The organism is Marinomonas balearica, from assembly GCF_004362145.1.
Lineage (GTDB): Bacteria > Pseudomonadota > Gammaproteobacteria > Pseudomonadales > Marinomonadaceae > Marinomonas > Marinomonas balearica.
On record NZ_SNXC01000011.1, the window covers coordinates 1 to 20618 of the forward strand.

A 20618-nucleotide genomic window follows, 5' to 3' on the forward strand; every position below is an offset into this window, starting at 1 on the left:
ATAACAAGTCAAATCACTCGGACTTGGTAAAGCTGTCACCTTTTTCGCTTGCGCAAAAAAGCCGCCAACTTCACCAAGCCGGTGTTTGAGGCGTTAGAACAAAGGAGTGCGAAATGCACAAAAAGCTTGATGAATTCTTGCACATTCCTAAGATATTACGAGATAAATACCAGCTTGATGAATCATTTAACCTATTTAAGGTGCTTCGTGGTTCGAGTGATGAAGTGAGACTACATAGTCGCTTTTTGGCTGAACTGCTAGATCCGCAAGGTAGTCATGGTCTAGGCCCTGAATATCTAATCCACTTTGTAGGGGAAGTCCTGCGTTTAGATGGTTTTGATTGTGAGTCAGCTTTTGTTCTCAAAGAATGGAATGATATTGATATATTAATCCGGAACAAAAATGGTCAGGCAATAATATTAGAAAATAAAATATATGCCCATGACCAAGAAAACCAGTTGCATAGATACTATCAAATCGTAAATGATTTGAGCTACGAAGATAAAAATATCCATATAGTTTATTTAACACTTGATGGAAAAAAAGCTTCTAATCAAAGCTTAAATGGTATTCCAGATGAAATACTTAGTGAAAGCTACACTGATATTAGTTATAAATTTGACATATCAAAATGGCTAAAACTCTGTCGAAAGGAAGCGGTTGAAAAGCCAGAACTACGAGAAAGTATTACACAATACTTAAACTTGGTATCAGAACTTACTCATACAAATCAAAGTGCATCGTTTATGAAAGAGCTTGAGTCTTGGTTCGAGAAAGAACTAATTAATGGTCGCCCAGTTGGAATGCTTGATGCACTGTTGATTGCGAAAGAAAAGTATCATGCAAAAAGAATCGAAGTTTTTCGTGAAGCTATCTTCGAGAGAATTTCCGGATTGTCATTTAACCAGAATGAATCAACAGTAACTCTATCTGATTGTGAGGACTTTGTTGCAAAGAATGATAGTTTTGATATTTGGGTGTACCCCATTGCTGGAGAGGAAAGGTTGCAAGTTGGATTTATAAATAATCATGGAGCTTGCTATTTTAGTGTCTGGTGTTCCCAAAAAGGTGATAAAACAATTTATGACGCTGCACGAAATGCTATTAATACTAGTAACTTTTCAAGTTACAATAAATCAAACCAGTGGTCCGCAGGTTGGAAATATCTAAGTGACCCAATTGTTCTATCAGCATCAACGGATGAGAACCTTCAAAAGTTGTCTGATAATAATTACCTAAACTCACTTGCGGATACAGTTGCTCAAGAATTAAAAGCTATAGTTTTGGCACTGAATAAAGACAGCATGTTGAAATCTTTGTTCTAAGAAAGCATTTAAGAGTGATTCCGCACGCTTGGCGGTTTCTTTTCACGCAAGTATAGTCAAGCGTTGCTCAAACCTAGATGCGGTGTTATAAGCCAAAGGATGCTATGGTTTTTTCAATTGTGTCTACCTGAGAGAGTATCTACCTGACGCCGACCAAAACCAGTGTTAAACTTGAGCAATATCTGTTCATGGTTTTATGCTGATGACCGTTCCCTTACCTTCTTTCTACCAACCGTTTCAGCCGACCTTAACTTCTCTAGGTCAATCGCACTTTGGCATTGATGTTCAGTTACTCAAGCCTAACGAATCCTTGGAAGGGATTGTCTACGCGTTTGTGCAGGTAAAGATCGATCAGCCGACGGTTTACCCGATTGTCCCCGATGGAACGAATATCTTGTTTTTCTCAAAATGTCGGGAATCATTTGGCGGGACGCAGGCAAAGATTTTGGAAGTGCCACTGGCCACGCCAAAAGGCGAATACTTTGGTATTTGGTTTTACCCTGGTGCCATTCGTCATGTCTTCAATGTGGATTTAGCCGAAGCTAAGGGCTGCATTCATGATCTGGACTATCTGCAATCGCCAAAATCACCAGAGCTTCGCTTTGTGCATGAAAGGATTTATGAGCAAGATAGTTTTCAGAGTAGAGCGTTACTATGTGAACACTTACTGACTTCAGTACTCTCTAAAAATAGTCATTTTAGTAAATTTGTTGCTTACTTATCCCATGCTTTGAATTTGATTTATCGAGCTGAAGGCTCGTTATCGGTAGATGCGTTAGCCGCTCAAGTAGGGTGCAGTGCTAGGCATTTGAATCGAGTATTTCAATTGCACATTGGCGCTTCGGTCAAAACATTTAGCCAGACCATTCGCATGAATTGCTTTTTAAAACGACGTTCTCAGAGGTCAGAGGGCATCGTACTTCCCGCCTTGCATCATGGGATTGATCTCGGTTTCTTCGATCAATCCCATTTAATTAAATCGTTCAAAAAGTACGGTGTACATTCTCTTTCGCCAACCGCTTCTGATTTTATGTCCGGTTTTTACAATGCGAAATAAGCGCTAGACAGCATACTTTTGCCTCTTTTATTGATCGGGCTTTAAGTCCGTAACCTTGATTTTTAAAGAGGTAAGGTGAGTATGCAATTTTCCCATTCTGATATTTTAGCCATGTCTGAAGGCGGTTTTTTCGGCGAAGGCAATGCACAGTTACCCAGTGATTTGATGCTTATGGTGGATCACATTGACCAATTGGATTTCACTGGTGGTCACTATGGTCGGGGCTTCTTAGGTGCTCAGCTTGCGATTCGCCCTGATCATTGGTTTTTCGCGTGTCACTTTAAAGGTGATCCTGTAATGCCGGGCTGTCTGGGGTTAGATGCTTTATGGCAGTTGTTGGGTGTGTTTTTAGGGTGTTCAGGTTTGCCGGGAAAAGGGCGTGCGTTAGGTGTTGGTAATGTGCGCTTTTCAGGGCAAATTTACCCAGATGATAGCCGCATTGAGTACCATATCCACGTGAAACGCGTTATTAAAAAACCATTGGGCATGGGCATCGCCGATGGCTTTGTCTTGCTGAACGATAAGGTTATCTATGAAGCAAAAGACCTAAAGGTGGGCCTAATTCGTTGATTGTTTTTTCGTTTTTCTCATCCAGCTTTCTCTTTACGACTTCAGCTTCCTTTCGCTCATGGCCTCATGCGACTGTGTAGTGATACGCTGAGTAGTGTTTAGCAAAATGTTCCATCCCGTCTGGGATCAAGGCTTGATCCCATTTATCACCAAGAAACTCGACCAGTTTTTCGTGACTTTCCCATGTCGATATCATGGAATATTCATTGGGAGTCGTAGGTGATGGAAAGCCGATGGTTATGTCAAGGCAACCCGGCTGCGAGTCAAGCGCGCCAACCGAAATGCGGCGAAACTTTTCTTCAAATTCGGTTCTAATTTCAGGAACGATTTCGACACGAAATACACGAATCACTTTTGGCATTTATTTTACTCCTTACCGTTTTACTTCTTAGTAGAGACCTTTGCACAGCGTGTTGGAGTACGCAGTAGTCGTGTAAAGGTTTCTAGTAAACATTACTTCGCAATTATTGCCAATACAAAGCCTTATGCACTTGCCAAAATGAGTTTATATCTATACTGTACTAGTACGTTGATACATGAATAATTATATGAGCACTGTCTCGAATGCAAAAATTGATTCAATTTTTACGCGAAGTGGAAAATGACGCGCAGATGGAGCGTAAGCTCAATGCGTTGTTAACACCCAATGAAGTGAGTGAAATGCAGCATCGTTTACAGATTTTTGAGCTGTTGCGACAAGGTATTCCACAAAGAGAAATAGCTAAACAATTGGGGGTCGGTATTGCGACCGTCACTCGAGGCTCCAGAGCCTTTAAGGAATTACAAAAAAATGACTCCGTTTAAGAAAGTGCCACCGCGCATAGAGCTGCCGCGTAAACCCAAGTACGTGACGATCAGTTCTAACTGTGACTTTTTCGGGCTTTTCAAGAAAGTTGAAAAGCGCTTTGAGAACTGTTTTATGCTGGAATCCTTAGGCGAAGACAGTTACATCTCGCGCCATTCGATTATTGGCTTTGATCCAGAGAAGCAGTTATGGGCCGAAGGCAATCAGTTGTTTATTCAAGAAAGAGATGGAGCAACGGAGTCTTATGAGTCGGATAACCCTTATTACCTATTGCGCAGTATCGTGCCGCAAAACATCATCTCACGTGGTTATGCGGGCGGGTTAACGGGTTATATTGGCTATGACAGTATGAACTACTTCGAGCCTTCATTGGATCTACAAGTATCGGAGATGTTCGATGGTTTTCGCTTTGGCTTATATACCGACGGTTTGATTCTAGACAAAATGACGGGAGAGGTTTTTTACTTCTATTACGAGAATAACCGCCTAGAGCTGGTGGAGGAAATGCTGAATGCGCCGATTCCTGAAAATGGCGCGTTAACGATCACGCCAACGGGCGACTCTATGAACCGAGAGGATCATGCGGACGCGGTTGCGAAAGTAAAAGAAGACATCATTGATGGCAAGATTTTTCAGGTTGAGGTTGGCTTTAAAAAATGGTTCGAGTTGGATGGCGACACCATCGGTATCTATGAGCAGTTGCGAGAAGTGAACCCGTCGCCGCAAATGTATTATGTGAAGTTTGGCGAGCAAAAGGTGATTGGCGCAAGTCCAGAGCTGTTGTTCCGCTTACGACAAGGTGAAATGGAAACCTTCCCGCTTGCTGGAACCGCGAAGCGCGGTGTTGATGAAAAAGAAGACAGAGATTTCGCGCGGGTTCTTTTGAACGATCCTAAAGAAATTGCAGAGCACAATATGATCGTCGATCTGCATCGAAATGACATTGGACGTGTTGCGCGTTTTGGTACGGTTAAAGTCCGTTCTTTGATGGATATTAAGCGTTTTAGCCATGTGCAGCATATCTCCAGTGAGATCGTCGGTATCATTGCGGATGAGCACGATATGTTCTCTGCGCTTGCGAGTAACTTTCCTGCAGGCACCTTGACCGGCGCACCAAAAATTGAAGCGATGAAGATCATTGATGATCTTGAAAATGATGGCCGTGGCCCTTATGGCGGTGCGGTGGGGCAGTTTTCTTTTAATGGTGATTGTATGTTCGCTATTCCTATTCGTACGGTATTTGCCAACGGTAAAAAGGCTTACGTGCAAACCTGTGGTGGGAATGTATACGATTCAAATGCCGCCGATGAATTTGAAGAAATTCAACGTAAATTTGCTGGCACGAAACGCGTGCTTGATCAGTTCTCACCGCAGAACGAACAGTAAAGGAGAATTAAAGTGAAAGTCTATATTATCGATAACTACGACTCCTTTACGTACAACCTTTATCAATATATTGGTGAAATATTGATGGGTGAACAGTCGAGAGGTGATCTTGAATCTTTTCAGGTGGTGGTAAAGCGTAATGATGAAGTGACACTTGAAGATGTAAAAGCGGCTGCACCTGATCGTATTATTATCTCGCCTGGGCCGGGCAGTCCCGACAACGAGGCGTATTTTGGTGTGTGCGCACAAGTCATCCGCGAACTGGGTAAAAGCATCCCGTTAATGGGAGTGTGTCTTGGTATGCAGGGTATTTGTCATGTATTTGGAGGTAATGTTGTTAAAGCGCCTCTTCCTATGCATGGGAAAACCAGCCCGATCTCGCACAATGGCGAAGGGATTTTCCATGATATCCCTGATCAGTTGGAGATCATGCGTTATCATTCATTGATAGCGGAATCAGAAAGCTTGCCGGAGGTGTTGGAAGTGACCTCGTCTGTTGGCGAGTTGGCAGTAGAAGATTTTGATAATCACGATGTGATTCATCAAGGTGGCGATTTTGAGATCATGGGTGTGCGTCACAAGCAATATCCTATTCAAGGGATTCAATTTCATCCAGAGTCCTTTGCAACGGAAGGTGGGCGAGATTTAATTAAGAATTTTTTGCTTCAAAATTAATGGCTCGTCACGTCATTTAGTGACTCCAATGCTTCTGATGTTTAGCGTTGGTTATTCGAGAGCTGCAAAATTTACATGACTCTTTTAGTCATGATGCTGATTTGAAAATCCGATGCAGATAGTGCTGCATCGGATTTTTTTATGTCTCTATCTTCTCTAATAGGCTGGTTTTGGAGGGAATCTGTGCTGTGTATTTTTGTGGTTCGGCTGCTTATTTTTCCCCATTCTTTTTCTAAATGATGGATCGGGAGTGCCACTGAAACAGTTTACAATCCACGGATACGTGTCGGTCACGTAGTAACCATATTGACCGTTGACAGTCATACCGTTGCATTGGTCTAAGTCACCGGTGTTGGCAAATTCCCAATCTTGGATATAGGTTCCATCGTAGTTGCCTCCAGGACTTGTCGAGCTGCGGGTTGGTCTCGTTCCTGATTTGAGCCGATACCCTGATTTTGCTTTTCGTACTTGCTTGCGTGTTTCGTCATAAAAATACGAGCCATAAATTGGAAACCCATCGGCTGCGAACCCTATTGTTGGCGAACCATTGTTTCCTGGTTTTTCATCAAATAATGCGTTGGGATTCCCATGATAATGATAAGAACCATCGGGCTGTGTGTGGGCGTTGTGCGCATCTGCTCCCATGTTTGCGTTAGGGCCCAGTGGGTCGACCAACCATTTTGCATCTGAGCGACAGCCAATTGGGATATTGCCTTGTCTGTCGGCTCGACGAGCGTTTGGTGAATAGCATGCTGCAGACAGAATATCGATAGGCACGCCATTTATCATAATGCCATTGTAAGTGCTTTGCTCTAATGGCGTTACACGATAGGAAAGCTGAGGAGCGCGTTTAATATTAAAGCTTTGAGACACTTCTTTAGCGTTTGTCGCAAATCGTGCGTTTCGGTCATTGAAATCATGATTCGGGATATTGTTCGAGGTAAGCGTACAGTAGCGGTCCTGAACTTCTATGCTGACTTGAGCAATAAAATGTTCATTTTTTCGAATGTCTTTAACTGACGATCCATACTCATTCGCATAATCCGCGCAGTCTGCACTGCGGTTTTGAAGTATGGCATCTTTTAAATCGACTGCATGATCATTGATTGCATGAGAGTGGGTGTGGCTTTCACCACAGGCCGATAGTAATAAAGCGAGCAGGCCGGCAGACGTGTATTTGCTCACGGCTATTTTATTGATTTTTTCTAAACTGGATGATGAGTGTGTCATTGGCTGTCCCTCTACGTTAGAGAAATTACAAAGGTACGTAACTCGGTTATGCCGTTTCAGATTTGATCCCCATCTGCTCGTAATATGTTGAAACACTTATTGACCGACTTATGCTTGTACTGTTTAGCCTATATAGAAAGTATGCAGAGATTATGTAGTAAGGAATGAGGGGGAGAGGCTGAACAGCTTCATATATTGTTTTTTCTAAGCTCATCATGCAAATTAATGCTACTGACGTTACTTTATTGGAATGGCGAATAGCATGGTCTTAATACGAATAGCGGATTTTTCAAAAGATACAGAACGGACGTTGAGTATTTTCCGTGAATATATTGAATCCGCTCCGGTAAGCTTGGATTACCAAAACAACGAACAAGAGTTTCTGACAATAGCTGAAAAATACTCTCTGCCCAATGGCGTTGTATTGTTGTCTGAATATCATGGCGAAGTCGTCGGGTGTGCAGCTTTTAGACAAGTAGATGCAAGCACTTGTGAAATGAAGCGAGTGTATGTCAGGCCATCAGTGCGCGGTCAAAAAACGGGTGAAAAATTGGTAAAAGAGTTGATCAAAATAGCAAAAAGCTGTTGTTATCAGCGAATGTGTCTTGACGTTTTAGCAGATTTTAAAACAGCGAAGCGTTTATATGAATCATTGGGTTTTCGACCATGTGAACCTGTTAGTGATAACCCGATGCCGGGCACGTCATTTTTAGGTTTGGATTTATCGTAAATATTCCCCGCCAAACGGTATTTAAGTTGCCTTAGGTTTTCTAATCGATATGGAAAATGGCGCTTATGATGTAATGGATGAACGTGTCGAATTTGAATTGAACGAAAGATTTTCTGTCCAATTTTTTCGGATGGTTACGATAAGTAAAAGCGTTGTAGGGGAAATCTGACGATCAGGTAGGAGATATCTGAATAGCATGTAGAAAATGAGAAGTACGATGTGTAGTTTATATTTAAGTATATGATTTATAATGGAAAAATAATATTTTCTGTCTTTTTCTAGAATTTTTACATTTTTAAAATTTGGTGTACATTTACCTTATCCAGACGGACATCAGGGATGACAGCACATGGCGTGCAGTATAACAGGTAAGTTATACGGATACTGAAGGACAGAGCAGGATGCTCAAATTAAACGGATGTTTAGAACAGGATGTGTAGTGACGAAGGATAACGTCATGTGACTAAGGTTGGTCGGATCTCTAACGGAAGAACAAGCAGGATGCTCAACTCATCGGAAGAGTCGTTTCTACGGACAGAGGCGAGAAACGGGGTGACGTAAGTCACCCCCTTAATTCCAAAGGAAAGACGGAGTTTTAGGACAAAGGCAAATGGATTGTCAGAGCATGAAGCTCAAAAGGAAATCAGCGTTAGCTGGACAGGGATCAGGATTGAAGCACTCGCAGGAATGAGTGTCGCTAGGACAGCGAGCAGGAATTTTCACCGCAAGAAGCGGTGCGCGTCAGGAAGACGAAAAAATAGGCAGCCAAATGGCTGCTTTTTTTTGCGCTAAATTTCGTTCATCATTGACCAAAATTAATAGAGTTGATGGAATTTTCTGTGCATACATTAGAACAGTTAAAAAATGGGGATCTAGCAGGCATAACGCGCCTCCAATTGTCCGATAACCTTAAAACGTTTCCCAAAGAGATTTACTACCTTTCTGATTCTCTTGAGATCTTGGATTTATCTTCCAATCAATTAGACGATCTGCCTTTAGATTTTGCTGAGAGTCTGCCGAATTTAAAAATATTTTTTGCTTCCAATAACGCGTTCAAACATGTCCCTTCTGTACTAGGGCAATGCAAAAAGTTGGAGATGGTTGGCTTTAAGCACAATCAAATCAATCGTGTGCCAGAAGACTGTTTTCCCGTTAAGCTTAGATGGCTCATATTGACCGATAATCAAATCGAAACGCTGCCACACAGTATTGGTCAATGTTCGAGGTTAGAAAAGCTTGCACTTGCTGGCAATATGCTGAAATCACTCCCTGATTCGATGAGATATTTATATAACTTAGGGCTGATTCGAATATCCGCGAACCGCTTGAATGATTTTCCTGATGTTCTGCTATCGCTGCCAAAGTTAGCTTGGATGGCTTTTTCAGGAAACCCATTTTGTCCTGAACGACAACCTCATTTAGATTTTCCCTTGGTGAACGCGCAAGATCTAGAGTTAATGGACGTTCTGGGAAATGGCGCATCTGGCATCATTTCAAGAGCACAGTTTCTGTCTCCTGATGCTGCTTTTTCAGGTAACGTTGCAGTAAAGGTGTTTAGAGGCGATGTAACCAGTGATGGGTATCCGGAGGATGAATTAGATGCTTGTTTGTCTGTTGGTCATCACTCAAACCTAGTGAGTGCGTTGGCCTATATTGATGAAGAGGCAATGTCTGCGCTAGTCATGACACTGATACCGCTAGAGTACAAAAATTTGGGTCAGCCACCCAGTTTACAAACCTGTACACGAGATACTTTTACACAAGGGCAGTCTTTCACAGCATCAGAAGCCAAACATTTGATTTCTCAGATGGAAAGCTTGGTTGCCCACTTTGAAGAAAAAGAAGTCTCTCACGGAGATTTGTATGCGCACAATGTACTTGTAAACCCTGATGGGCATTTACTATTTGGTGATTTTGGCGCAGCTTCGAAATACGACAATTTATTGCCTCATCAAAAAGAGGGAATTCGTACTATTGAACGACGTGCATTATCGTATTTCATTGAAGATATGCAGTCTTTGGTGACGAATGATGAGCTGAATGAAAAGAGTGCTAAAAAAAGTAAAGTCGCGGATAACGCCTAAACTTAGGAGTCTGCATTCAGAAGTCTAACTTAAGGAGTCTAACTTAAAGCAAGCGATGTTTTTATGCGTATCAATAGTATAAAGGAATAGAAGGACGATTATATGAACGCTCAACAAGCTGTTAATGCATTGATAAATAACCCTTTGGCATTTTTACGGAAAAATGCTTTGACGCCTTACGCCGCTCCGGGTCGAGCCGCAGGAACGGTTCAATATCGAATGGTCTCCACTGATGATGCCGTTACTCGGCCGGGCACGGTATTAGGAAACCTCAATACGCATAACGACGGGCAAAGATTCAAAATGCGTGCAGATAATGTAGAGCAGGGAGTCAATTTTCAGGCCGTTTACATTCCGGTTCAAAACAGCGATACGTTATCTTTTCCTCATCCATTGCCAAACAATGGGCCTCGGGTGATGGTAACGACTCAGCTTACTGGTTGTTGCATGCTGATGGTGAAAATGGGAAATGTTGTGGGCGTATCGCATTTACAGCCCACAGGAGAAACGGGGAATGCTCTGCATGCTCGACTTGGAGCAAACCTTAAAGTCTATGGCCGTCCAGACTATGGAAACTCGCGTGCATTATTTATTGGTATAAGGACGGGAACACGTTGGCGCTTTTATGCTCAACGTATAGGTGATGGCTACGGCCGCACTATTTTGGGTGCCGAAGAGATCTCATTATAAATACGATAGTGTTGGTGGGTGATGAGAGACAGATTAGCCCGTGAATCTGTCTCTCAATCATTAAAAGACTGACCAGCCTATCTCGCTAGACAGAGCTTCTAGTGCCGCTACACCTGCCAACGAATTGCCAACCTTATTTAAGCACGGTGACCAGACACATATAGAGAACTGGTTAGGTACGATTGCAACAATACCGCCACCGACACCGCTTTTTCCAGGTAAGCCTACCGTGTATGCAAATGTCCCCGCTTCATCGTAGAGGCCGCTGGTTGCCATCAAAGCGTTGATTTGTCTCGCTTGTTGCTCTGAAACGACTTGTTCGTTGTTAATCATGCAATAACCTTTATTGGCGAGGAAACCAAAGGCTTTTGCTAAGTCCATGCAGCTCATTTGTAATGCACAGTTTGAAAAGTAGCTGTGAAGTACATCTTCTACCTCGTTCTCGAAGTTGTTGAATGACTTCATAAGGTAGGCCATTGCCGCATTACGTGAACGGTGTTGATACTCGGAATCGGCAACGACTTTGTCGGTTTTGATATCTGGGTTGCCAGACAATCTTCGAACGAATTCACGCATGGCATAGTGAGGCGTCGCGAATCGTGTTTGATTCATATCACTGACAACAATTGCCCCTGCGTTTATAAACGGGTTTCTTGGAACGCCGCTTTCATATTCGAGTTGAACCAGTGAGTTAAAGGGTAAGCCTGATGGCTCTCGACCGACTCGTTGCCACATATCGTCACCATAGTGCTTCATGGCCAATGTTAGATTAAAGACCTTTGAAATACTTTGGATCGAAAACGGTGTGTTGGCATCGCCAATGGTATAGCTTTCACCCTGATTACTATAGATGGCGATACCAAATTGATTTGGGTTAACGCTCGCGAGTGCGGGAATGTAGTCTGCGACCTTACCTTCACCAACGAGAGGCAGAACTTTGTCATAGATGCGTTTTAGAACGGTATTCAACGTACGTTACCTTTATTGCTATTCTTATTTTTACGCGCATTCTGCCTCTCATTTGGCGACAAATAAAGCGTTATTATCGCAGACCGCATATGAATTTTATGGATCTTCTTCTATCCTAAAATACGACAAGAGCCTGATGGATTGGAGCTGAGCTTTAAGCTTTAGGTATCAGAAGGCGACGTGTTCGCTTTAAGTATGACTTCTATGTTAAATTGCAAAACATACCAAACTGTTAGACACGTCTATTATTAAACTCATTAGAGTGATTTGCAGCGACAACGACCATTAATGTAAGAAGACTGCCCATGGCGATAATCGTTGAAAATGGGTGGGAATAGATGGATTTGCTTCTCTTTGCTATTGGAAATCTATCAAATCGTATGAACAGACTTGATTACTCTGTACCATTTGTAAAGTTAGTGACTGTGCTGAGCTTTGTGTCTTTTTCCATCCTAGGTGGGATTGCATTTCATACTTGCTTTTCAAACACGGAATATTTAGCAAAAGAGTTTGCTCAACACGAAGCTTTTTCGTACGCCAATAAAATTGAAAAAAAAATTGATCAAGGTTTAGCTGCAACGGCAGAAATTGTGGATTATGTTCGATTTAATCGTGGCGAAGTAAAAGACTTTGAATCGTACGCTAGCTTTGTGCTCGAACGTTACCCCATTGTTGACCGCTTAGTATTGATTCCAAATGGGATCATTGCAAAAATCTATCCGCTTACTGGGCATGAGCGTGTTATCGGTATTAATCTATTCGGAAATGATGAACTAAGAGCAAATGCTTTACGTGATCACCTCGCTTTGTCGAGTAGTGTTTCTGCTCCCATTCGATTGATAGACGAAACCTACGCAGTAGGAGTTAGAATTCCTGTCGTGATTGAGGGAACGTCTAAAGATCAACCCTTTTGGGGGTTCGTTGCTGCTGCATTTGGCGTTGAAAAATTAATTCAAAATACGGAGCTGTTTAATCTGGAACAGCATCAGCTCGAATATCAGCTTTCTGAATATCGAGACTTGGATGAAACGCATGTTGTTATCAGTCAATCAGAAGGCTATAACGCCTCAGATAGCATCAAATATGACATGTCACTTCCCAGCGTGCATTGGACTTTGTCACTTTCTCCCAGCGTTGCATGGGTATCAAATCGATACATATATACGTTAGCCTCGTCCATTTCTCTCATTGTTCTTATGTTGACGAGTGTGTGCTTCCTGATTGCGAGAAAATTCTTTGAGCGCTCCGTTAAAGCACAGCTAGTAGAACAAAAAACACGAGAAGCAGAATTAACGCTCGAACGTTTGTCCAATACGCTCGATGCGATTCCTGATTATTTGGTGGAGGTAGATGAAAAAGGGGTTGTAGCCGAAAATCACTATTCGTCTGAAAAAGGTCTTATGAAGTGGCTTCCCTTGTACCCGAGAGAAAGGCTCACAGAGTGTTTGAACCAAGAGATCTTATCGGTTTGGGAACAATCGATGAAAAACGCCTTTTCGGACGGTACATCAACAGGTCTAAGCTTTAGGGTGGAATTGGATCAAGATGAAAAATGGTTTGAGCTTTCAACGGTCTACACCAGTCGAGATGAATCAAAAGATCGAGAGGCTTTTTACCTGTTTCTTGCCCGCGATATAACGGATCGAATTAAATACGAAGCGGAACTTAGAATAGCGGCGATTGCCTTTGAGACGCAAGATGGAATCATCATCACAGATAGCCATAATCGCATTATTAAAATCAACAAAGCGTTTGAAAAGATTACGGGCTACAGTGAGAGTGAAGTCTTTGGTAAAAACCCTGCGATCATTTCTTCAGGTCGACACGATCGGAACTTCTACAGAAAATTGTATCAATCTTTGAATAAAGTGGGTCATTGGGAAGGAGAGATTTGGAACCGTCGCAAAGACGGTACGATCTTCCCTGAGTGGCTCTATATCTCCGCTATTGAAGATGATGAAAAACGCTTGCTTCATTACGTGGCTACATTTCGAGACATCACGAAAGACAAAGACAATCAGCATCGGATTGAACAGCTTAATTATTATGATGAACTCACTCGTCTTCCAAACAAAACGCTATTTCTAGAAGAGCTTGATCATCGTTTGGGGATCATGTCGGAATTTACCTATCGACGCAGTGCTATTTTGTATTTGGATTTAGACAACTTTAAAGATTTAAACGATTATTACGGTCATAAAAAAGGCGATGAGTTGATACAGCAGGTCGCCTCTCGATTGGTGGACGTCGTTCGGTCGCAAGATATGGTCTCGCGTCTGAGTGGTGATAATTTTGTACTCTTGCTCGAAGATGCCGACGTCACCGTCAACCCTGAGCGGGCTTCGTATCGAGCACAACACGTTGCAGACAAAATCCTTCATGAGTTTAAATATCCCTTTGTATTGGAGGGTAAAGAATTAACGATAACCGCCAGCATAGGTATGACGGAGTTTGGAGCTGTTAAAACCGAACATGCTGCTGAAGACGTCATCAAGCAAGCAGAAATGGCGATGTATGAAGCAAAACAGTCCGGTCGAGCGCAGTCGTGCTTCTTCCTTCCTAAAATGCATGAGAGAGTGGTGCAGAGGGTTTATTTTGAGACAAGCCTTCGAGATGCTTTAGCTAAAAGACAGTTTAGCCTCTATTATCAGCCGCAGTTTGACGTAAATAAATCCTTAGTGGGGATGGAAGCGCTTATTCGTTGGAACCATCCAGATCGTGGGCTCGTTGCCCCCGGAGAATTTATTCCGTTTGCAGAAGAAAGTAAGCTGATTATCAAAATAGGAGCTTGGGTATTAATAGAAGCCTGTCAGACAAAAGCAGATTGGTTTAAAAACGGCGTGTTTCAAGATTCGAATATGTCTATTAATGTCAGTGCCTTGCAGTTTTCTCAAGACAATTTTGTTGATCAAGTTAAGTATGCCTTGGATAAATCAGGTGTGAATCCAAGCACGATTGAACTGGAACTCACTGAAAGTATGCTGGTGGACGATCAGGAAGATGTCATCAAAAAGATGAATTCCTTGAAGGAGCTAGGTGTTCTTATTTCCTTGGACGATTTCGGAACGGGATATTCTTCTCTTTCTTACCTCACACGATTGCCCATTGATCAGCTTAAAATTGACCAATCTTTTGTATCGTCTTTGTCTGATGGGACGAGAGAATCAACCATTGCAGCTTCGATCATAAACATAGGCCACAATTTAAACATGGAAGTCATCGCTGAAGGCGTGGAGCAAGAGAGCCAGTTTGAATGGTTAAAATCGCAGGGCTGTGATTTATTCCAAGGTTACGGTCTTGGTCGTCCCATGCCGGAAGATGAGTTACTCGCTCGATTTAAATAAAGCGTTTTCTGCCAGTAAGGGGCGATTTCTGGCGGAAAACTCAATAATACTTGTCGCTGTGAACGATTTAATTTTAAACAGGTGAGGTTATGCCAACGTGCGCATCGCTTACCGGTTCTGTCGCGATCAAAAACTGTGTATCAGACCAGTGGATCAATGACAGCTCACCTGATTTTGATTCCGTTAAAGCAGTACAATGTTCAACCCAATCTCCGTCATTGCAATATAGAATTCCATCATTCATTTGAAAGTTAGCAAAATGGATGTGTCCGCAAATATACCCGTCCAAGTTTTGACTGCGCGCAGACTTAATTGCAGCAAGTTCGAAACGCGCAATAAAATCACGCGCTTTGCCAATGTGACTTTTTAGATAGCCCGCTAAAGACCAGTAAGGTAAGCCAAAAAAACGGCGCGTGGCATTTGTAAACTGGTTTAAATGAAGCATGAGTCCATGGGCTTTGTCGCCTATTGCGAGCATTAAGGGGCTTATTTTTACCATCTGATCAAACTCATCACCATGGCTTACATGAAAGCGGCGACCGTTTGCGGTTGTGTGAATCGTATTTAACCGAATATCGATGCCTGAAAGGCGTTGCCCTACGAATTGACGAAAGAACGCATCGTGGTTGCCGGGGATATAAATCACTTCAGTGTCTTTTTTTGCCATTGTCAGAACGCGTTCAATAACGGCTTGATGATCGTCAGTAAAGTGAGCGCGCTTACGCATTTCTTGAAGGTCGATAATATCGCCAACCAAATATAACGTATCGACAGTAATGCGATTAAGAAAATCTAAAAGGTGCTTTGCTTGGCAGGCTTTTGTACCAAGATGCACATCGGAAATAAAGACTGCTCTGAAATGAGTTTGCATAGTGTCGCCCCGTTTTTCTAACTGACTACAAGGCTAAAAAAACGATATGACGACTCAGTGACGTTTCGATGTCAGTTTTGTTAGAACGCCTTCATTTATACTAAGTCTGCTCCCTAATCACTGGTTGCTAAGCGTTAGTGTGGTTTGAATTAAAAGACGCTTGGGTATAACGAGGAGTCAATAAATGCACGGTGTTTCCCCCTTGTTTTTTAGCGGCTTTCTTTGCTTGAGCGGCAAGTTCCGCAACATAATGGTGGCTATTGCACTGAGCAGGATCTGGATTAACCACTCCGATCGACAAGCTCAAAATAGAATGAAAGACGGTATCTCCATGACGGTTTGGGGACCAAACACCGCCTGCTGCGAGGGTGCTTTGATTGTAAAAATCACGCACTTGGGCAGCGAATGCATTTAACACGGATTCACATTGTTCATGCCAGTTTGGATCACCAAAGATCGCCACAAAATCATCACCGCCAATATGACCAACGAAGTTATCTTCAGGGTTGATTTCTTCTCGAATAATATTGCCTAACAATTGAATAACTTCATCGCCCTTGGCGTAGCCAAAATAGTCGTTAAAAGGCTTAAAATCGTTAAGGTCAAAATACGCTACATGGAAGGTGTCTTGATTTTTTAGGCGTCGGTTGACTTCTTTGTGAATGGGAACATTACCAGGAAGAAGAGTCAGTGGGTTCGAATACGTTGCATTTTGAATCTTTAACTCGGTAATGCGTTTTAGCAAATCCCTAAGATGCCCTGTACCGATGTATTGACCTTCTTTAACGATAATAATCTCATTGTTGAGGGTATCTGCTTCTTGTGTGGTGAGCATGGTGGATACACTTGCCAGACTAACATGACTTTCAACGATGATTGCGTCATCACTGATGATATTCGTTGCGGCTTTGTGTTCGTACAACGCTCTCCCATACGGGGTAGAGAAAAGCTCGTGAAGCGCGTGACGTCGAACAACGCCAATAGGTCTACCATCATCCAACACAGGAACCACAAACAAATCGTTGTATTTGCTAAAGAGCTTCGCAACATCGCGAAGTGGGCTATTTGCGCTCACACTTGGAGTGGATTTGCATAACGTCCAAACTGTTTCGCCGTGATTGGCATCAAATTGCTCTTTTTTCTGTGCTTTTTGAGCTAAGTACGAATGCGGAGTATCGACAGGCGATGGCGTAGGCCGTCCTAGAAAATAGCCCTGACCGAAAGGAATACCTAATTCAACAACTTGATCAAGCTCTTGTCGCGTTTCGATACCCTCGGCGATTAAGGTACATTTGAGCCTCTGAGCGATTGCAATGATCGATCTGACGATCTCTCGTTTTACATCATCGCTGTCTATACCTTGTATAAAGTGTTTGTCTATTTTTACGATGTCGGGTTGCAGCTCGGACCAAAGACGAAGACCAGAGTAACCTGCACCTAGGTCATCAATAGCGACCTGAAAGCCCATTTCACGATAATGATTGACGCTTTGGTGCGATAAACCATCTTGATCGTACGGGTGCTTTTCGGATAATTCGATAACAATTTGTTTCTCATCTAACCCTAAGTCTTTAAGGATAGCGAGTGTCATACCGCTCTGATGCTGAGGGGATCTTAAAAGGGATGCGCTAACATTTAAGAAGAGTTTGCCTTTTAAACCAATCTCTACAAAACGAGACAGGGCTTTTGAACGGCACAGTATCTCAAGCTCATGCAATTTTCCAGCAGACTCGGCAAGTGGAAACAGAACATCAGGCGCAAACAATGGAGTTTTACTCGGACCTCTAGAAAGTGCCTCGTGACCAAGCACTTCACCATTTCTCAAATCAAATATAGGCTGAAAATAGGGTGTTATAAGGCCTTCTGATAGCGTCTTATACAATTGCTTTATTTGGTTATTTTGCATCGTCTTTCCAGCATGTTGCTTCCCTTTCAAAAGGACGGTGGGTTATGACGATTCTAATACACAAATATGACAGATTGGAGAAATTATCAGTGAGTGTTGTTGAAATTCACGGAGGGGAGATGTGTTGAAAGTTAAACTTTGATACTAAAGGGGTTCCCGAAATCGCTTTTTATTTTTACTGTGCGATTGGAAACTGCTAATTACAAATTATCTGCTGAACAGAGCTTAATGTGCTGCATGCCCAGAACGTGATGGGATAAGACCTGTGAACCATTTTTTAAAAGACGCTTTTGCATTTTTTACAGATTCTGCAAAGTAAGCTCTACGAAGTTCGTAAGCTCGCTCAACATAGAAGTCAGTATCTAAGTTACCAAATTGATCGTATTTATAGTCGCTTTTCATCGGGAAAATCCTCTGTTGGTTTGGAATAATTGAAAGGATATCGATTGAACTAAATTTGATCAAACGATCAAATTTCAGGCGGTAGATGAAAAAAACTAACCCATTGCTTTTGGGGGCTGTATTGCTGCTTAAACTCTGTGTATCTTGACGTGAAAATAGCGTGAATTTCTCGTCTGATAAGCCTTCTAATTAGGGTCAATTTTGCTGATTCATTAGTCGAAATTGACCAGGAGTGTAGTGGCTGAGTCGTTTAAAAAAGCGCGAAAAGTAGCCAGGATCGATAAACCCGAGATCGTAGGCAATTTCTTCTATGGTTTTTCGGCTGTAGATTAGTTGCCGTTTGGCTTCGAGAAATACGCGTTCATGGCACAAAGATTTAACACTCTGATTTAAGGTCGATTTTGTTAGTCGGTTAAGGGTTTTCTCTGATGTGTTTAAGCGCTTTGAATATTCCGACGTCGTCCAATGTTTGAGATAGTTTTTCTCGATTAATTCTTTTAGGTTTTGAAGAAGCTGGTGGTTTTGGTTGTCAGAAGCATTGGCGTCTCCTACAACGCTATAGCGATGCAACATAATTAAGAGTGCTTTTACCAGATATTCTCCCATCAACGCGCGTCCAGCTCGGGCAATGGAAGTTTCACGCTCGATCTGCATAACGATGGGCCACAACTCATTAAATTGATCGGTGTTGTGACCTAAATCGATGAATGCAGGGTTTTGAAGTAACGGCTTAATTAATTTGGCGGCGCGTTCTTGATAGGCTTCTTCCAATAATGGTGCGGCGATGGACAGTACTTTGCCGTCTGTTTCGGGCGCAAATCTGAAGCTGTGGACACAACCTGCGGGGATAACAATGGCCCACTTCCCTTTCAACCGTCGAGTTTGATCATCCAGTTGAACTTTAGAGTCGCCAGACTTTAGAACAAGAATTTGGAACAGTTGACTGTGCCTATGAGCATCTATTTTCCAGCCTAAATCACTGCTGCGGGATTCAATGTCTTCGATATGAAGAAACTCAGGATCATCAGCCCATTCGGAATCACCATAAAGTCCAAAAAGTGGAATGTTACTGTCTGACATTATGCATCCAAATGTGGTGTGTTTCTAAAAAATGAATATGTGTTTTTATATCTTATAATGGTTACTTTGCAGTGATTTTTGTGTCTTATTTACGCTCTGTCACTGCATTTCGTTTTTTTATTTGTTATTTATAGCAAAAAAATGTCTATTTCTCCTGTCCAAAAAGTACAATTTATTGTCTTTATAGTACCTGACAAAAAGAGCGATGATCTACCAAGATATCTGTATGTAATCACTTCATCAATAAAAAGAACAATGCAGGTAGGTCATTATGAAAACGCAAGTCGCTATTATTGGGGCAGGACCATCGGGTTTGCTTCTAGGTCAATTGTTAGCAAAACAGGGCATCGATAACATCATCCTTGAGCGCGTAACGGGCGATTATGTATTGGGCCGAATTCGCGCGGGTGTTCTAGAGCAGGGAATGGTGGACTTGTTGCGTGAGGCGGGCGTCAGTGAACGAATGGATAAGGAAGGAGAGGTCCATACGGGCGTTGAATTAACGTTTAACAACAAACGTGTGCGAATCGCGCTTGATGAACTAACTGGCGGCGATACCGTCACAGTCTATGGTCAAACCGAGGTCACACGTGACCTTATGGAGGCGCGTGCAAAAGCGGGATTAACAACGGTCTATGAGACCAGTGACGTGCAGTTACACGACGTTAAATCGGATTCGCCTTACGTTACGTTTGAAAAAGACGGAGAGCATGTTCGTTTGGAGTGTGACTTCATTGCTGGGTGTGACGGTTTTCATGGCGTATCTAGAAAAACCATTCCTGATGAAGTAAAAACCGAGTTTGAACGCGTTTACCCGTTTGGCTGGTTAGGTCTTCTTTCTGATACTAAGCCTGCACACGATGAGCTCATTTATTGTAAAACAGACAGAGGTTTTGCTCTGGCGAGTATGCGTTCGCAAACACGCTCGCGTTACTATCTTCAAGTTCCATTAACAGACAAGATTGAAGATTGGAGTGATGAGGCTTTCTGGAATGAACTTAAAAAACGTTTACCAGACGATGTTGCTGAAAATATGGAAACAGGGCCAAGTATAGAGAAAAGCATTGCGCCACTGCGTTCATTTGTTTGTGAGCCTATGCAATATGGAAACCTGTTCCTAGTGGGCGATGCTGCGCATATTGTTCCTCCAACGGGTGCAAAAGGTTTGAATCTAGCGGCATCGGATGTTGCGACCTTGTATAAGATCCTTACACGGGTTTATAAGGAAAATGACAAAGACTGCATTAACCAGTATTCCGAGATTTGTTTACGCCGTGTATGGAACGGTGAGCGCTTCTCATGGTGGATGACGAACATGATGCACGATTTCGGTGGTGTTTCTGTCAGTGGTGCTGATGCAATTACATTTGATCGCTTTATGAGTTCCGAGCTTAACTTCTATACAGACCATGAAGAAGGGCGAAAAATCGTTGCTATGCAGTACGTTGGTTTGCCATATGAAGATCTGAAGTAAATAAAGATAGGAAAAGCGCC

General features: G+C 42.5%; 18 protein-coding genes. 11 read left to right on the top strand and 7 right to left on the bottom strand.

What is annotated here, in order from left to right; all coding sequences use genetic code 11:
* Nucleotides 1–113 precede the first annotated feature (113 nt).
* The 3 genes from DFP79_RS07470 to fabA all read left to right on the top strand — a co-directional run bounded on the left by DFP79_RS07470 (nucleotide 114) and on the right by fabA (nucleotide 2952).
* Nucleotides 114–1325 carry a PDDEXK-like family protein gene (locus DFP79_RS07470; RefSeq protein WP_133503316.1) on the top strand — a complete coding sequence of 404 codons (1212 nt, stop codon included), beginning with the start codon at nucleotides 114–116 and terminating at the stop codon, nucleotides 1323–1325.
* Nucleotides 1326–1527: 202 nt separating this feature from the next.
* Entirely contained in the window at nucleotides 1528–2382 is an 855-nt protein-coding gene (locus DFP79_RS07475) for a helix-turn-helix domain-containing protein (RefSeq protein WP_166637667.1), read from the top strand.
* An 81-nt stretch (nucleotides 2383–2463) separates the two neighbouring features.
* Nucleotides 2464–2952, top strand: a complete 489-nt coding sequence (gene fabA / locus DFP79_RS07480) for a bifunctional 3-hydroxydecanoyl-ACP dehydratase/trans-2-decenoyl-ACP isomerase (RefSeq protein WP_133503318.1) — start codon at nucleotides 2464–2466, stop codon at nucleotides 2950–2952.
* A 64-nt stretch (nucleotides 2953–3016) separates the two neighbouring features.
* Here fabA and DFP79_RS07485 read toward each other — a convergent pair whose 3' ends face one another.
* Nucleotides 3017–3313 carry an antibiotic biosynthesis monooxygenase family protein gene (locus tag DFP79_RS07485; protein WP_133503319.1) on the bottom strand — a complete coding sequence of 99 codons (297 nt, stop codon included), beginning with the start codon at nucleotides 3311–3313 and terminating at the stop codon, nucleotides 3017–3019.
* Between the two features lie 203 nt (nucleotides 3314–3516).
* Here DFP79_RS07485 and DFP79_RS07490 point away from each other — a divergent pair, with 203 nt between their 5' ends.
* From DFP79_RS07490 to DFP79_RS07500, 3 genes are read left to right on the top strand one after another with little or no spacing between them, the layout of a single operon-like run.
* Nucleotides 3517–3756: a Trp family transcriptional regulator gene (locus DFP79_RS07490; RefSeq protein WP_013662681.1), complete on the top strand. Its 240-nt coding sequence runs from the start codon at nucleotides 3517–3519 to the stop codon at nucleotides 3754–3756.
* Entirely contained in the window at nucleotides 3743–5143 is a 1401-nt protein-coding gene (locus tag DFP79_RS07495) for an anthranilate synthase component I family protein (RefSeq protein WP_133503320.1), read from the top strand. Before DFP79_RS07490 ends, DFP79_RS07495 begins: the two co-directional genes overlap by 14 nt.
* 12 nt (nucleotides 5144–5155) lie before the next feature.
* The gene (locus DFP79_RS07500) at nucleotides 5156–5818 is read left to right on the top strand and encodes an anthranilate synthase component II (protein ID WP_133503321.1); all 663 of its coding nucleotides are present in this window, start codon (nucleotides 5156–5158) and stop codon (nucleotides 5816–5818) included.
* A 156-nt stretch (nucleotides 5819–5974) separates the two neighbouring features.
* Here DFP79_RS07500 and DFP79_RS07505 read toward each other — a convergent pair whose 3' ends face one another.
* Nucleotides 5975–7048 (bottom strand): YHYH protein, encoded by a 1074-nt coding sequence (locus DFP79_RS07505; RefSeq protein WP_133503322.1) that lies wholly within the window; start codon nucleotides 7046–7048, stop codon nucleotides 5975–5977.
* A 262-nt stretch (nucleotides 7049–7310) separates the two neighbouring features.
* On the opposite strand from DFP79_RS07505, the gene DFP79_RS07510 reads away from it, so the two are divergent.
* The 3 genes from DFP79_RS07510 to DFP79_RS07520 all read left to right on the top strand — a co-directional run bounded on the left by DFP79_RS07510 (nucleotide 7311) and on the right by DFP79_RS07520 (nucleotide 10552).
* On the top strand, nucleotides 7311–7778 hold the full coding sequence (locus tag DFP79_RS07510; RefSeq protein ID WP_133503323.1) for a GNAT family N-acetyltransferase: 468 nt from the start codon (nucleotides 7311–7313) through the stop codon (nucleotides 7776–7778).
* 839 nt (nucleotides 7779–8617) lie between these two features.
* Nucleotides 8618–9862, top strand: a complete 1245-nt coding sequence (locus DFP79_RS07515) for a leucine-rich repeat-containing protein kinase family protein (RefSeq protein ID WP_133503324.1) — start codon at nucleotides 8618–8620, stop codon at nucleotides 9860–9862.
* Between the two features lie 102 nt (nucleotides 9863–9964).
* Nucleotides 9965–10552: a hypothetical protein gene (locus DFP79_RS07520; RefSeq protein WP_133503325.1), complete on the top strand. Its 588-nt coding sequence runs from the start codon at nucleotides 9965–9967 to the stop codon at nucleotides 10550–10552.
* A 60-nt stretch (nucleotides 10553–10612) separates the two neighbouring features.
* Here the strand turns inward: DFP79_RS07520 and glsB are convergent, their stop codons facing one another.
* Nucleotides 10613–11521: a glutaminase B gene (glsB, locus tag DFP79_RS07525; RefSeq protein WP_133503326.1), complete on the bottom strand. Its 909-nt coding sequence runs from the start codon at nucleotides 11519–11521 to the stop codon at nucleotides 10613–10615.
* Between the two features lie 338 nt (nucleotides 11522–11859).
* On the opposite strand from glsB, the gene DFP79_RS07530 reads away from it, so the two are divergent.
* Nucleotides 11860–14865, top strand: a complete 3006-nt coding sequence (locus DFP79_RS07530; protein ID WP_133503327.1) for a bifunctional diguanylate cyclase/phosphodiesterase — start codon at nucleotides 11860–11862, stop codon at nucleotides 14863–14865.
* A 73-nt stretch (nucleotides 14866–14938) separates the two neighbouring features.
* Here the strand turns inward: DFP79_RS07530 and DFP79_RS07535 are convergent, their stop codons facing one another.
* The 4 genes from DFP79_RS07535 to DFP79_RS07545 all read right to left on the bottom strand — a co-directional run bounded on the left by DFP79_RS07535 (nucleotide 14939) and on the right by DFP79_RS07545 (nucleotide 19124).
* Nucleotides 14939–15736, bottom strand: a complete 798-nt coding sequence (locus DFP79_RS07535) for a UDP-2,3-diacylglucosamine diphosphatase (RefSeq protein ID WP_133503328.1) — start codon at nucleotides 15734–15736, stop codon at nucleotides 14939–14941.
* A 127-nt stretch (nucleotides 15737–15863) separates the two neighbouring features.
* Nucleotides 15864–17642: a GGDEF domain-containing protein gene (locus DFP79_RS07540; protein WP_133503329.1), complete on the bottom strand. Its 1779-nt coding sequence runs from the start codon at nucleotides 17640–17642 to the stop codon at nucleotides 15864–15866.
* Nucleotides 17643–17867: 225 nt separating this feature from the next.
* On the bottom strand, nucleotides 17868–18044 hold the full coding sequence (locus DFP79_RS17885) for an RSP_7527 family protein (RefSeq protein ID WP_166637668.1): 177 nt from the start codon (nucleotides 18042–18044) through the stop codon (nucleotides 17868–17870).
* A gap of 195 nt (nucleotides 18045–18239) precedes the next feature.
* The gene (locus DFP79_RS07545) at nucleotides 18240–19124 is read right to left on the bottom strand and encodes a helix-turn-helix domain-containing protein (protein ID WP_133503330.1); all 885 of its coding nucleotides are present in this window, start codon (nucleotides 19122–19124) and stop codon (nucleotides 18240–18242) included.
* 271 nt (nucleotides 19125–19395) lie between these two features.
* On the opposite strand from DFP79_RS07545, the gene pobA reads away from it, so the two are divergent.
* Complete coding sequence (pobA, locus tag DFP79_RS07550) at nucleotides 19396–20598, top strand: 4-hydroxybenzoate 3-monooxygenase (RefSeq protein WP_133503331.1); 1203 nt, start codon at nucleotides 19396–19398, stop codon at nucleotides 20596–20598.
* Nucleotides 20599–20618: the final 20 nt, after the last annotated feature.